Source organism: Mycobacterium barrassiae (genome assembly GCF_025822765.1).
Taxonomy (GTDB): Bacteria; Actinomycetota; Actinomycetes; order Mycobacteriales; family Mycobacteriaceae; genus Mycobacterium; species Mycobacterium barrassiae.
Genome location: NZ_JACKUK010000016.1, coordinates 195,390 through 208,788, shown reverse-complemented (window position 1 = coordinate 208,788; position 13,399 = coordinate 195,390). Strand labels below are relative to the sequence as shown.

14 protein-coding genes are annotated in these 13,399 nt (G+C 65.1%); 5 read left to right on the top strand and 9 right to left on the bottom strand.

The window, feature by feature from the left end; all coding sequences use genetic code 11:
- Positions 1 to 283 precede the first annotated feature (283 nt).
- On the top strand, positions 284 to 1,558 hold the full coding sequence (locus H7J93_RS06915; RefSeq protein ID WP_267305547.1) for an MFS transporter: 1,275 nt from the start codon (positions 284 to 286) through the stop codon (positions 1,556 to 1,558).
- Here H7J93_RS06915 and H7J93_RS06910 read toward each other — a convergent pair.
- Entirely contained in the window at positions 1,555 to 2,820 is a 1,266-nt protein-coding gene (locus tag H7J93_RS06910; RefSeq protein WP_267305546.1) for a low temperature requirement protein A, read from the bottom strand. The two genes, H7J93_RS06915 and H7J93_RS06910, sit on opposite strands and share 4 nt — an antisense overlap.
- A 249-nt stretch (positions 2,821 to 3,069) precedes the next feature.
- Here H7J93_RS06910 and H7J93_RS06900 point away from each other — a divergent pair, with 249 nt between their 5' ends.
- A complete protein-coding gene (locus H7J93_RS06900; RefSeq protein WP_267305544.1) occupies positions 3,070 to 3,492 on the top strand; it encodes a PPOX class F420-dependent oxidoreductase in 423 nt (140 codons plus the stop codon).
- Positions 3,493 to 3,541: 49 nt separating this feature from the next.
- Entirely contained in the window at positions 3,542 to 4,282 is a 741-nt protein-coding gene (locus H7J93_RS06895; RefSeq protein ID WP_267305543.1) for an IspD/TarI family cytidylyltransferase, read from the top strand.
- On the opposite strand, the gene H7J93_RS06890 is transcribed toward H7J93_RS06895, so the two are convergent.
- The 6 genes from H7J93_RS06890 to H7J93_RS06865 all read right to left on the bottom strand — a co-directional run bounded on the left by H7J93_RS06890 (position 4,245) and on the right by H7J93_RS06865 (position 10,980).
- Positions 4,245 to 4,946: an IspD/TarI family cytidylyltransferase gene (locus H7J93_RS06890; protein ID WP_267305542.1), complete on the bottom strand. Its 702-nt coding sequence runs from the start codon at positions 4,944 to 4,946 to the stop codon at positions 4,245 to 4,247. The genes H7J93_RS06895 and H7J93_RS06890 overlap by 38 nt on opposite strands.
- A 14-nt stretch (positions 4,947 to 4,960) precedes the next feature.
- On the bottom strand, positions 4,961 to 5,641 hold the full coding sequence (locus tag H7J93_RS06885) for a hypothetical protein (RefSeq protein WP_267305541.1): 681 nt from the start codon (positions 5,639 to 5,641) through the stop codon (positions 4,961 to 4,963).
- Positions 5,638 to 6,552: an Rv1363c family protein gene (locus H7J93_RS06880; RefSeq protein WP_267305540.1), complete on the bottom strand. Its 915-nt coding sequence runs from the start codon at positions 6,550 to 6,552 to the stop codon at positions 5,638 to 5,640. The genes H7J93_RS06885 and H7J93_RS06880 overlap by 4 nt, the downstream gene beginning before the upstream one ends.
- Positions 6,553 to 6,696: 144 nt before the next feature.
- Complete coding sequence (locus H7J93_RS06875; RefSeq protein ID WP_267305539.1) at positions 6,697 to 8,160, bottom strand: FadD3 family acyl-CoA ligase; 1,464 nt, start codon at positions 8,158 to 8,160, stop codon at positions 6,697 to 6,699.
- Positions 8,157 to 9,347, bottom strand: coding sequence for an amidohydrolase family protein (locus H7J93_RS06870; RefSeq protein ID WP_267305538.1), 1,191 nt, complete (start codon positions 9,345 to 9,347; stop codon positions 8,157 to 8,159). The genes H7J93_RS06875 and H7J93_RS06870 overlap by 4 nt, the downstream gene beginning before the upstream one ends.
- A gap of 103 nt (positions 9,348 to 9,450) precedes the next feature.
- The gene (locus tag H7J93_RS06865) at positions 9,451 to 10,980 is read right to left on the bottom strand and encodes an AMP-binding protein (RefSeq protein WP_267305537.1); all 1,530 of its coding nucleotides are present in this window, start codon (positions 10,978 to 10,980) and stop codon (positions 9,451 to 9,453) included.
- An 81-nt stretch (positions 10,981 to 11,061) separates the two neighbouring features.
- On the opposite strand from H7J93_RS06865, the gene H7J93_RS06860 reads away from it, so the two are divergent.
- A complete protein-coding gene (locus H7J93_RS06860; protein WP_267305948.1) occupies positions 11,062 to 11,778 on the top strand; it encodes an enoyl-CoA hydratase/isomerase family protein in 717 nt (238 codons plus the stop codon).
- Positions 11,779 to 11,783: 5 nt separating this feature from the next.
- Here the strand turns inward: H7J93_RS06860 and H7J93_RS06855 are convergent, their stop codons facing one another.
- Positions 11,784 to 12,335 (bottom strand): VOC family protein, encoded by a 552-nt coding sequence (locus H7J93_RS06855; RefSeq protein ID WP_267305536.1) that lies wholly within the window; start codon positions 12,333 to 12,335, stop codon positions 11,784 to 11,786.
- Positions 12,332 to 12,757: a nuclear transport factor 2 family protein gene (locus H7J93_RS06850; protein WP_267305535.1), complete on the bottom strand. Its 426-nt coding sequence runs from the start codon at positions 12,755 to 12,757 to the stop codon at positions 12,332 to 12,334. Before H7J93_RS06850 ends, H7J93_RS06855 begins: the two co-directional genes overlap by 4 nt.
- A 111-nt stretch (positions 12,758 to 12,868) precedes the next feature.
- On the opposite strand from H7J93_RS06850, the gene H7J93_RS06845 reads away from it, so the two are divergent.
- Complete coding sequence (locus H7J93_RS06845; RefSeq protein ID WP_267305534.1) at positions 12,869 to 13,375, top strand: UCP032817 domain-containing protein; 507 nt, start codon at positions 12,869 to 12,871, stop codon at positions 13,373 to 13,375.
- The last annotated feature ends 24 nt before the right edge of the window (positions 13,376 to 13,399 follow it).

Sequence of the window (13,399 nt, the reverse complement as noted above, 5' to 3'; positions counted from 1 at the left end):
GCCCCTACTCTAGCGTGACGTTCACCACCCGAGCGAACACCCCACCATCGGGCCCAAATGTCGCCAGCTAATCGTTTCACGTATCGCGATCAGCAAATTTTGACGCGGTGGTGACTTCGATACCGACGGTCTCGTCAAGTTACAGCCAACTCGGTAGCCAACGGCGAACCACCTCACTATCAAACGATTGGCATTCGAGACCGCGATTGCGGGACGATGAAAATTGGCGGTATCAGCCAGATCGTGACAAATCGAGACAAATCGGGAAAGTCAGAGGTTCGTAGTGCGTCCGTGGATCGTGTGGACCACCGGACTCCTGGCCTACATCGTCGCGGTCCTCGACCGCACCACCCTGGGCGTTTCCGGTCTCGACGCGGCCGCCCGCTTCAGCGCAGGCCCCACCGTGTTGTCGGCGTTCGTCGTACTGCAGGTCATCGTGTACGCCGGCGCTCAAGTCCCGGCAGGCCTACTGCTCGATCGGTTCGGCTCCAAAGCACTGATCGTGGCAGGTGCCACGTTGATGGCCTCGGGTCAGCTCGTGCTGGCGTTCACCGAATCCCTGCCGACGGCCATCGGCGCACGGGCCGTGGTCGGCCTTGGCGACGCGTTCACCTTCATCTCCGTCCTGCGCCTGGTGCCGCACTGGTTCAAACCTCGACAGGTGCCGCTGGTCACGCAGCTCACCGGCATCTGCGGCCAACTCGGCCAGGTGTTGTCGGCCATCCCGTTCTTCGCCCTGCTCGCCGGGGCGGGCTGGACGACCGCGTACGTGTCGGTGGCCGCAGTGGGACTGCTGTCCATGGTCCTCACGCTGCTTCTGGTCCGCGACACTCCGGAGGGCCGCATCGTCGAGCATGAGAGCACGTCGGTGCGTGAGGTTCTGACCAGCGTGAAGACCGTCTGGTTGCGGCCAGGGACCCGGCTCGGGTTCTTCACCCACATGGGCACCCAGTTCTCGGTGACGGTGTTCGCACTGATGTGGGGTGTTCCGTATCTGACGGTGGCCCAGGGTCTTTCGGCGACCGTTGCGGGAACTCTGCTGACGCTCTCGGTCGTCGCCGCCATCACCGCGGGAATCATGATCGGCATCTTCACTGGACGCGTTCCGCACCGCAGGTCGCGGTTGGTGCTGTGCATAATCGCCAGCAACGCCATCATCTGGTCCGTGGTCCTGGCGCTCCCCGGACCCGCGCCGCTGTGGCTGCTGGTCGTGCTCATCGTCGTGATCTCGGTTGGCGGTCCTGGCTCGATGGTCGGTTTCGACTTCGCGCGCACGTTCAACCCACGCGCGACGCTGGGCACCGCCTCGGGCATGGTCAACATGGGCGGCTTCATCGCCTCCCTGCTGGTCATGCAGTTCATGGGCATCATCCTCGACGCGGTGGGCGGAATCTCGTTCGAATCGTTCCGGGTGGCGTGGACGGTTCAGTACGCCGTGTGGACGCTGGCCGTGGTCGGCATCCTCATCACTCGCCGCAAGGCGCGCGCGGTGATGAAGGCAGAGAACGAAAGGATGCTGATCGAGAGCTTCGACCCGAGCCCGGCGCAAACGCGCTAGCGACGGCCCGCCAGCGCGTCGAGGATGTCCGGGGCTGCGTGCCGATGGCCGGCCACCTCATAGCCCACGACGGTCACCAAGGGCGCGAGGGTCACGACGAGTAGACAGTTGGCCATCGAGAAGCCCGCGCCGGCCAACCAGACGGCGACGGCCAGCACCACCGCGCTGAGGACGAGAAGCACGACGTGGAACAGTGCGACCTTTCGCACGATCACGAAGTACAGCGCGTAGATCGAAACGATGTACAACCCGACCGGGAGCGCGACGGCCAGCACGGTCTGTACGGAACTCAGCTTGGAGTGATGCTCGATGTACGTGCCGGCGACGTGCAGGCCGGCGCCGGTCGCGACGATCGCGCCGTACATCACGATCGGCAGATAGCCGAACCAGAACGACCGCTCGCGGTGAGCACGCAGCAATTCCGCCTGCGGCACCACAAAATATGACCACCACATGCCGAACGTCAGCCCGATCCCGGCCACCACCACGAACGCGCAGTCGAACGACCAGCCCTGTTCGCCCACGACGGCCGACAGGGATGCCACGGTGCCGACCACCCCTTCGCCGAGCGCGATGATCGCCAGTAAGCCATACCTTTCGGCGATATGGTGTGCGTGCCAGGGAGTGCCGCCCGCGCGGTACTCGGCGATGATCGGCCCAAGTGTCTCGATTCCGATCAGTACGGCGACCATGGCAAACGTCACCGGAATCGACTTGTGCACCATGGCCCCTGCGATCCAGCCCACCTGTGCGACGGTGATCCAGAGCGCATAGGTCAAACAGGCCGAACGGCGCACGGGGTCTTGTGCGGCCGCCCGTAACCACTGCCCCACCAACGCGATTCGCATGATGACGTATCCGGCCACCATCACCCGGCTGTCTACGTGACCGCCGTGTTCGACCGAGGCGAACATCGGTGGGAAGCCCAACGCCATGATGATGACGCCGACCATCTGCAGCATCGTCATCAGTCGATAGACCCAGTCGTCGGTGTCGTACGCCGACGCGAACCAGCTGAAGTTGATCCAGGCCCAGCACACCGAGAACGCCGCTAGTGTGAAGGCGAGCAGACCGGCGCCGACGTGGTTATCGGCCAGTTGGTGGGCGAACTCGTTGGCGGCGATGCCGAACGCGACGACGAACGTCAGGTCGAACAGCAGCTCCAGCGGCGTGGCGACCCGATGCACTTCGTCGGGGTCACGGCCCGTCATCCGGCGAACCGGGTGCCGGATGGTGATGGGTGGCTCGTGCGCGTCACTCATCGCTACATTTCACCGCACTACCCGACTGGGGTAGGGCACTACGCAGGTGTTCACGCCGGCCGCGGGCCACGATCGAGGACATGGACCGCTTCGCATCGGCGCACCATGCACACGCTGATGGTGGTCGGCCTCTCGATATGTGCGCCATTGACCGCGATAGGCCTGTACAGCCTGCAGAGGAGGCTCGAGAGATGGGACTACGAGCGTCACGCAGATGACTGACGGTCGACGGCGTCCTACGTTGGAGCCGTGACCGAACTTTCAGACGATGTCATCGCCTTTTTGTCCGAAGGGACCCGCACCGGAATGCTGGGCTATCTGGCGTCCGACGGCCGTCCCTTGGTGGCTCCCGTGTGGTTCGTCGTGGACAACGGCCAGCTGGCGTTCAACACGGGTAAGGACACCGCCAAAGGCAGGGCGCTCGTCCGGGATCCACGTGTCGTGCTGTGCGTCGACGATCCACATCCGCCCTACTCGTTCGTCCAGATCCAGGGCGTCGCTTCGATCAGCGAAGATCCGCAGGAGTTGCTCGACATCGCCACGCGCGCCGGCGGCCGGTACATGGGCGCGGACCGGGCCCAGGAATACGGCCGCAGGAACGGAGTGCCCGGCGAACTCGTCGTGCGGATCACGCCGACCAAGGTGCGCAGCGCCTTCGACCTGGCGAATTGACCGGACGCACCGCGCCCCAGTGACAACGCCCAGTGACAAGATATTAGCGATGAGCGCGCCGCACGAGTCCAACGCTGTGGCTGTTGTGCTTGCCGCCGGTCTGGGCACTCGGGTCGGCGCCGACGGCAACAAGGCCTATCTTCCGATCGGCGGTCGCTCGATGGTGACCTGGTCGATCGACACGCTGACTCGAGTTCCCGAGATCGCCCGCATCGTGTTGGTGTACAGGCGCGGCGAACGTGAGTTGGCGCAGGACACGCTACGGCGGGAATTGCCCTCGGCAACAGTGGAGTTCGTCGAGGGCGGGGACAGTAGGCACGGGTCGGAATTCAACGTGTTGCAGTATCTGGCCGCCGACATCGAAGCCGGGGCCGTCGATGTCGTCGCCATTCACGATGCTGCACGGCCGGTCGCCGGGGCGGACATGTTCGTCACCGCGCTGAGCCTCGCCCGCGACGCCGGCGGTGCGATCCCGGCAATTTCCCTCGACGATGTACTCCGTACCCGCGCCGAAGATGATCTCCAACCGGTGACCGAACCCGGCGCTCTGGTCCGTGTCCAAACCCCGCAGGCGTTTCGCGCCGCGGCGCTGCTGGAGGCGTATCGGGCGGCGGCACGCGAGGGGTTCGAGGGCACCGACACGTCGTCATGTGTCGAGGCCTTCACCGACGTAAAGGTGCGCACATTCCGTGGCGAACTGCGCAACCTGAAGGTGACCTACGCTGCCGACGTCGCTGTCGCGGAGCGGCTTCTCATGCGCCGTGAGGGTCAGGCGCCCTGCTCGCGATGATCGCCTCGACGAACTCGGCGTCGCGGGGCAGTTCGGCGCGAAATGCGTCGCGGTCGCCGTCGACGACGGTGGTGGTTCCGACGACACCGATGGCGGCCGCGACCTCGTCGAAATCGGCCGAAGACTGCTGCGCGAGCATCTCGCTCAACGCGTCGAGGCTGTAACCGCGCGGGAACTGCACAGCGCGCAACGGCGATCGATCAACGGTGGCGGTAACCGCCCCGAGTTCATCGACGGCCTTGACGCTGTCCGTGACCGCGAGCATCGGCATCACCACCGTGCCGCCCTCTCGCATGGTTGCGGCGACGCGTGTAACGAGTTCGACGGAAGCGAGGGGATGCGAGACATCGTGGACGAGAACGTGACTCGTCGAAAACGCTGCCTGCCGAAGGTATTCCACACCCGCGCGTAGGCAGTCCGCTCGAGTCGGCGCACCGCCAACCGGGAAGACACTCACCGCCGCCAGACCGTCGGAGGCGAGGATGTCACGTACATCGCCGACGAGCGACTCAGCGGCGCCAACGACGATGCGCTCCGGTTCGTTGATTGCTGCGAGCAGCGCTGCAACGACACGGACCAACGGCGGTTCAGTATGTAGCGGTACGAACGCCGCCCCGCTGTCCGCGGCCGAAATCGGCAGCGGCACAACGCCGGAGAGGTTCACTGATCCGCGCGTCGCTATACGGGGTCGAAGGCGGAGATCAGCCAGCGGCCGTCGACCTTCTTCAAGCCGACCTTGACGCTGCTCGCGGCGAACGCCCCATCCGGGTTCTCCTTGCTGGTGGTCGTCTGGTTGATGAACACCAGCACCACTGCGGAGTCCTGGTGTATCTCGATCACTCCCGCCCGGACGACGACGGCGACGGTCTTGACCTGCTTCTCCTTGGCCGCCGGGGTGACGATCTGCTCGGTGAATTGCGTGTAATACGAAAGGAAGTCACCGGTCAGTTTCGACTTGGCGTTGGCGAAGTCCTGGTCGAGCGTGTCCGGCGAGTACGACAGCAGCGCGACGGTCCCGTTCTTCGCTGCCTCCAGTGCGACGTTGCCCGCAGCGGCATTGGTCTCCTGGTCGGGCTTGTACTGCAAGAAGTACAGACCCGTCGCGAGTCCCGCCGAGATGACGAGTGCCGCCGCCACGATGATGACGCCGAGGTTGCGACGCGCCGCGCGGAGCAGGCGCCGGTCTCCGATCTTGCGGCTGGCGGGCTTGTCCTTCTTGTCGGTCTTCTCGGAGTCGTCCGCCTTTGAGTCCTCGGTGATTTCGCCGGACTCAGTGATCTCGACGGCTTCGCTGCTGTCGTCGAGCGTGGACTCGTCTTCCGGCGCGGCTGTCTTCGCCGTCTTCTCGTCGGTGCTCACGGTACGAACTCAACTTTCGACATCTTCACCTGGCCGTCGTCGACCCGCTCGAGGTTGACCGACAGCCGCCAGGCGCGCGGTTCCTGTTTGGCGCCTGCGGCATTGGTGACGCGCGAGGTTGCGGCCACCAGCACGACGGCGGAGTCCGGGGTCATCGACTCGACGGCCGCCGCCGTGACGGTGACGTCGGTGACGACCTTCGACTCCTGGGCGACCTTGACGAAATCCTCGGCCTGATTCTCGAAGTCGGTTTTGAACTGTCCGGTGGAGTTCGCGATGATGCGATCCACGTCTTCCTGGGCCTTGTTGAAGTCCAGCGACATCAGCGTCACAACACTTTGCCGGCCCGCGGCGAGGTACTCCGCGTTGAGCCTCTGCTGGTCGGTTTCTTTGCGGTGCTGGACGATCATGTATCCGCTGGCGGCCAGGAGTGCGACGGTGCCGAGAATCGCCAGCGTCATCGCCACGATCTTGACGACGAGACTCCACCGACGTCGCTTCGGCGCGGCGACTTCCGTGTCTTCCTCTGTCTCTTCGACGTCGTTCTCTTCGACGTCGTCCTTTTTCTTGTCTTCGACTTCAGTCGTATCGGTGCCGGCTTCGGTCGCATCGTCCGGGTCTGCGACGACGGTGTCGGCCTCGGCCTTCGAGTCAGCCTCCGCCTCGGCCTCCTCCTTGGCCTTCTTGGCCTCCTCCGCTTCCCGACGTAGCCGGATCGCCCGCGCCCTCGCGCGCGCTGCGGCGGCGAGCGCTTCGGCCTCGGCCGCCTCGGCCTCGGCCTGCTCAGCCAACGTCAGCGCGTCGACTTCGTCATCGGCGACGCGTTCGTCCACGGCGCCGTCCAGCGTGCCGGCCGGTTCTTCGACGTGATCAGTGTCGGTCGCTGACGCGCGGCGCCTGAATGACGGCACGGCGACCTCCTTGTCCGTTATGCCCACTACTCATGAGAATGCCATTTTCCATTTTTGCGTATCGCCGCGACGATACCCTCCCGCCGCAGGCCCGGATCAAGCCGCCCTTCCTGCGGAAATGCTATTTACGCGCTGTGAGCACGCTCAGCCCTGTCGTTTGAGCAAGTCGTCCTTCATCACCTTGCCGGTGGCGTTCAACGGCAGCTTGTCGAGGAACTCTACATACCGCGGCGCCTTGAATCCCGCCATTCGCCCTCGGCTCCACTCGATGAGGTCGGCCGCGCTGATCGCCGGCCCATCCTCCTTCGTCACGATGAACGCTTTGCCCACCTGCCCCATCCGCTCGTCGGGCACCCCGATGACCGCGGCCTGCGCGACAGCCGGATGCTCCAGGAGGAAGCCTTCGATCTCGGCGGGGTAGGCGTTGAAGCCGCCGACGATGAACATGTCCTTCTTGCGCCCGACGATCCGCAGTCGTCCCGCGTCGTCGAGCGTGCCCAGATCGCCGGTGTGCAGCCAGCCGTCCGGATCGATGGACTCGGCGGTCGCGACGGGGTCGTCGAGGTATCCCTGCATGACGTTGTAGCCGCGCACCAACACCTCGCCGTCATCTGCGATGCGGACCTCGACGCCTTCGCACGGCAGGCCCGCCGTGCATGCGACGTCCTCGGCTGAGTCACCGGGCCGAGACAGCGTGACGTTGCCCGCCTCGGTGAGACCGTAGCCCGTCATCAGCGACTGGAACGGAAGGTCGTGACGAATTCGCCGGATCAGTTCGACGGGGATGTCCGCCGCACCGGTCACCGCGGCGCGCAGGGAGGCCAGCTTGGATTTGTCGCTGATCGTCAACAGCGAGTGATACAGCGTCGGCGGCCCGGGCAACATCGTGATGCGTTCGGCCTCAACGAGTTCCACCACTCGATCGACGTCGAACACCGCCAGCGGCACCATCGTGGCACCACGCAGGAACGACGCGACCAGGCCCGCCTTCAACCCGAACGTGTGGAAGTACGGGTTGATCATCAGATAGCGGTCACCCTCACGGAGATCCGCGAGGGTGGCCCATTCCTCGTAGGCGCGCAGCGTCTGGAGGTGATTCATCTTGGCGCCCTTGGGCCGACCCGTTGTGCCCGAGGTGAAGATGATGTCGGAGATGTCCGTGCCCCGCAGACCGCCGGCCTCGAACGGCGAACCGCCGGACAGGAAGTCGGACTTCAGATCGATCACAGGTACGCCTTCAGGCGCGACATAGTCCTGATCCAGGAAACCCTTTTGGATCATCACGGCCTTGGCTCCGCTGCGGACGATGATGTCGCCGGCTTCGTCCGCCTTGAACCGCGTGTTCACCGGAACCAGCACCGCACCGGCCGTCATGATGCCGAAGGCAGCGATGATCCATTCCGCGGAATTCGGCGCCCAGACGGCTACCCGATCGCCCTTGGCGATACCGAATTGGGCGAAAGCGCCTGCCGCACAGCGAATCCGATCGACAACCTCGGCGAAGGTGAGGCGCAGCGGACCGTCGACGACCGCTTCCGCATCGCCGAAGCGGTCCGCCGCGCTCAAGACCATCTCGGGGATGGTCTCCCAAGATTGGCTACCTGTCACACGGTGACGAGGCGACCGAGGTTGCCGCCCATGATCTTCGCCTGGTCCTCCATCGAGAGGTGCTCGAGCGCGGTCACGTAGTGCGTCGGCTCGGCCAGCCCCTCAGGGTGCGGCCAATCGGAGCCGTACAGCACCTGGTCCACACCGATCAGGTTGATCAGGTCGTCGATGCCCTCCTCGTAGAACGGGCTGACATAGATGCGGTTCTTGATCTCCTCGATCGGGTTGCCCAGGAAGGCCTCGGGCGCCTTCTTGTAGACCTCGGCCATCGAGTCCAGCAGCGGGAACATCCACTTCGACCCGGCCTCGACGATGCCGACCTTCAGCTTCGGGTGCCGGAACAGCGCACCGTGAATCACCCACGATGCCACCGCATCCTGGATCGGGCGCCACTCGTTGAGGATCGACATGGCATTGGTCTGGAACGGCAGCATCTCCTGCGCCTGGCCGTCCCACTCGGAGGTGTAGCGCGAGTAACCACTGTCGGAGGAGTGCATGCCGACGAACACGTCGTGGTGCACGACGCGCTCCCAGAAGGGGTCGAACTCGGGCAGCGCGAACGACCGTGGTCCGCGGAACCCGGGCACCGGAGCCGGCCGGATGAGGATGGCGCGCGCACCACGCTTGACCGCCCACTCCAGTTCCTCGATGGCCTTCTCGACGATGGGCAGCGTGATCACGGGGGTGGTGAAGATGCGGTTCTGGTAGTTGAAGCCCCAAACCTCGTCCAGCCACTGGTTCAGCGAGTGGATGAGCACGTGGATGGCGACCGGGTCGTCGGACAGCCGCTCCTCGATCAGGCTGGCGAGCGTCGGGAACATCAGCGAGCGGTCGATACCCAGCTCGTTCATCTTCTCGATGCGCGGCTCGGGCTCGAAGAAGGCCGGAATGGCGCGCATCGGCTCACCGAACAGCTCGCGCTTGCTCTTGCCCTCCGGGTTGCCGAACTTGAAGTACTCCTCCCAGGCGCCAGGCTTGGCGACCACCGAGAAGGTGGGATTCGGAATGTAGTTGCTGATCTGGCCCTTCAGCGCGATCTTGGTGCGCCCGTTGACCTCGACGTACTGGACGACGTCCTTGTACTCCTTGGGCAGGTACTTCGTCATCGCCTCTGGCGGCTCATACAGGTGGTTGTCGGCGTCGAACAGCGGAAACGGAATGTCGACCCGGTGCGAAAGCTGACCCATGAAAGACTCCTTATCCTCTTACGAGAATCCTATTCTCCTGATGCCACCGTAACAAGGTTTTGGGCCGGAGTGGTAATGACGTTCTCACACTCTGGCCAGCCATTCATCCCCGCAGGTTTTGGCGGACCCGAAACTTCTGCACCTTGCCGCTCGCGGTGCGCGGAAAGTCCTCGACCCGATGCAGCTCTTCCGGCCACTTCTGGACCGCGACACCTGAGGCCTTGAAGTGGTCACGCACCTCGTCCAGTGTCGGCATCTGGCTGCCGTCGCGCAGCCGCAGCACCGCTGCCGCACGCTCACCCAAGCGGTTGTCGGGTACCGCGACCACCACGGCTTCCACGACGGCGGGCATCCCGAGCAGCACCTCCTCGACCTCGAGGGCGCTGATGTTCTCGCCGCCGCGGATGATCACGTCGGCCTTGCGGTCGGTGATGGTGAGATAGCCGTCGTCGTCCAACACCCCAACGTCACCCGTGCGGTACCAACCGTCGTCGTCGAACGCCTGCTCGGTCAGCGCGTCGTCGGTGTACCCGAGGCACAGATCGGGTCCACGGCTGAAGATCTCGCCGTCGGGCCCCAGCCGGATCTCGACCCCGGGCCGGACGTCGCCGTCGGTGAACAACCGCTTGTCCTCAGGTGCGGTGCGACGCGATCCGGTGATCGACGGATGCTCGGTGCTGCCGTAGGAGCGGAACACGAACATTCCGAGATCGGCCAGCCGACGGGTCACCGCGGCCGGCACGGTCGAGCCGCCCAGTCCCACGGTGGTGAAGTGTCGGATGTGTTCCGGCGTGCAGTCCGGGTGGTCCAGCACGCTGGTCACGAAGTACGGCGGGCCGCCGCCGATGGACAATCCGTCGCGTTCGATCAGCTGAAGGACCCGGCCCGGGTCCCACACGTCGCACAGATCGATGGGTGCGCCTTCGAGCACCGGGATGAGGAAGGCGCCGAGCATTCCGATGAAATGTCCCACCGGAGTGGCGGTCAACTGCCTGCCCCGGTCCGGCGGATAGTTCTCGAGCAGCTGCCGCGTCTCGAAGGCCAGCGTCTGATGGCTGTGGATGACTCCTTTGGGATTGCTCGTGGTGCCCGAGGTGAAGGCGATGAGCGCGGGGCTCGCAGGGTCGGCGGCGACGGTTCCGGCCATCGGCTCTTCGGCGAGGAGGTCGTCATAGGTCTCGCCGACCAGGGCGACGATCGGCACGTCGGCACACAGGTCGGCCTGGAATGTCATCCGGCCGAACTCCGCGGTGGTGATGAAGACCTTGGGTCGGGCCGTCGCCATGATGTGGGCGAGTTCCTTGCGGCCATAGAAGTGCACGATCGGTACGACGACCGCGCCCAGGAATGTGGAGGCCCAGAACGCCGCGGCGGCCTCCATCCAGTTGGGCAGTTGGATGGCGACGACGTCACCCGCGCCGACGCCGCGCGAGCACAGCCCCGCCGCCAGCCTTCGTGCCTCGATTTCGACGTCACCGAAGGTGCCGGAGTAGGGCCGCACCGCGGAGTGCACGTAGAAGCCCGTCGTCGGATTTGCTGCCAGCCCGTCGGCCACCAGATCGCCGAGCGTCTCCTCTGTCCACCACCCTTCCGCCAGATACCTTTTGGTCAGCTCATCAGGGATGTTTCGCATGAACTTGGCTACACCTCCGCGTCGCGCCCGATGCTATTCTCCGCTAGGGAGAATGCCAATACCGGAGACGGAGAACGAGTGATGGTTGATCTGGAGGTGAACGACGGACTGGCGGTCATCACCGTCGATCGACCGCATGCGCGTAACGCCATCTCCCTGGAGGCCATGGACCAGCTGGAGAAGGCGCTCGACGGCGCCGATGGTGCGCGCGCGCTCGTCATCACGGGGGCCGGCGACCGCGCCTTCGTGTCGGGTGGCGATCTCAAGGAACTCAGCGCACTGCGCACCGAACTCGAGGCGTCGGGGATGGCGTTCCGGATGCGGACCATCTGCGATCGGATTGCAGGCTTTCCCGGGCCGACGATCGCCGCGCTCAATGGGCACGCGCTGGGCGGCGGCGCGGAGTTCGCGGTGTCGGCCGACGTCCGGGTGGCCGCCGACGACATCAAGATCGGCTTCAACCAGGTGGCGCTGGAGATAATGCCGGCGTGGGGCGGAGCCGAAAGGTTGGTTGCCCTGGTCGGCTACAGCAAGGCCCTGCTGCTCGCAGGCACGGGCACGATCATCGACGCCGCGGAGGCCGAACGCATCGGCCTGGTGCAACGGGTCCTACCGCGCGCGTCCTTCGACGACGGCTGGCGCGACCTCGCCCGCGCTTTGGCCAGCCGCCCTGCAGGCGAGATCAAGCGGGTCATGAAGGGTGCGACGACCACCGAGGCCGTCGCGGCGTTTGCCCGCCTGTGGGTATCCGACGAACACTGGGCCGCCGCCGACAAGGTGATGAAACGCGGCAAGTAGGCCGCTCAGCCGCCAAGGACGCGAATGGGATCGCTGCCATCCCAGTCGGCAGCGGCATCGCGGACGAATTTGCCCATGCCCGCGGTGATTTCGTTGTTTTCCATGATCTCGATGACCCGAGCCGGGCTGTTAGGCGGCTCGACGTAGGCGAACCGAGTTCCGACGTCCTCGTCACCGAGCCACACGATCGGCCAGCCGGCATCCCGCACCGATGCCATGGTGGCCTCGAAATCCTCGGTCCAGTAAGCCAATTGGTGGCACCCGGGACCGTGATCCTGAAGAAACTCGGTGTAGATGCTCGGAGTGTCGTCCTCCTGCTGGATCAGCTCGAGCTGCATCTCTCCGCTATTGGCCAGCGCCATCGAGATCGTGGTCGCACAACGCTGCCCGCGGTAGGTCGCACGGATCGGAATGCCGCGCATGACGAACCACGGACCGACGCCCAAGTCCACCCACGCAGCGAGCGCGGCGTCGATGTCGTCGACGATGTATCCGATCTGGCGGATCGCGCCCGGCAGCGTCCTCGCGAGGCGGTCGGGTGCGAGGTCCTCCGTCATCGCTGCGGCGCCGGCGTGACCCCGGACTGCACCCGCGCGATATGGGTGGTGCGCTTGCCGATGCGCCATCCGTCGGATGTGCGGACGAGTTCGTCGTCGTAATGGCCAAGGGCCTCAACCCAACTGGCCGGATCGTCGCGCACCGCCTGCAGATGGGCGTAGACGTAGGACTTGGCCGTTGCGCGATCGCCGTCGACGGTGATCGTGAAGTTGGACAGCCGGTGATAGGTGGGCCCCATCGACGCGTGAAGCTGTTCCATCAACCCGGAGATGGCGTCGATGCCCGAATACCGTCCTACCTCGCCGTAATCACAGTCGACGTCGTCGGTCCAGCAGGTGCGCAGGAGCGCCCAGTCCTTGAAGTCGATTCCGGTGGCGTACCGGATCAAAACCTCCGAGATCTGCGCTTTATCGGCGTCCACACCGGCAGGCTAAACCATTGGCCACTCCAGTCAACTATGAAACCGGTCCTAGGCCGAGGCCGTGGGCCGCATCATCGCCTCGTGATCGGTTATCGCGCCTAATGTGATGACGTGCGACGCTGGCGCGGTGACCCGATCGACCGGGTACTGGACGCGGTGTCGGAACTCGAGCTTCCGGCGGCCGTGTTCAAGACGTGTCCGTGGGAACCTCGCGAACTGATCGACACCGGTCTGCGGCAGTGGCTGAGGTGTTGTGGGGCTGCGCTGCGCGACAACCAGTTGATCGGCATGCCGTCGCACGCCGTGGACGAGGCATGGCACGGACTGATCCTGTGCACCGCGCGCTACGCCGCGTTCTGCGAAAAGGCATACGGCCGCTTCCTCCACCACCACCCCGAGGGCGGCGCACCCGCGGGCGTGGTCACGGATTCGATGGACGAGCAGCTGCGCAGGACGGTGGTCGCGTGGTCGGTGGTCGCGCAGCCGGGCGAGCAGTGTGTGCTGTGGGATCTCGATCGACGTGTCGGCGTCGATCAGCCGTGGGGTCTGGACCTCGACCGGGTGGCGGCCATCGAGGCCGATATCGCGCGGGTCATCGTGGGTGAGCGGGAGCGCTGACGCCAGGCTGTTCTCTCTAGACGA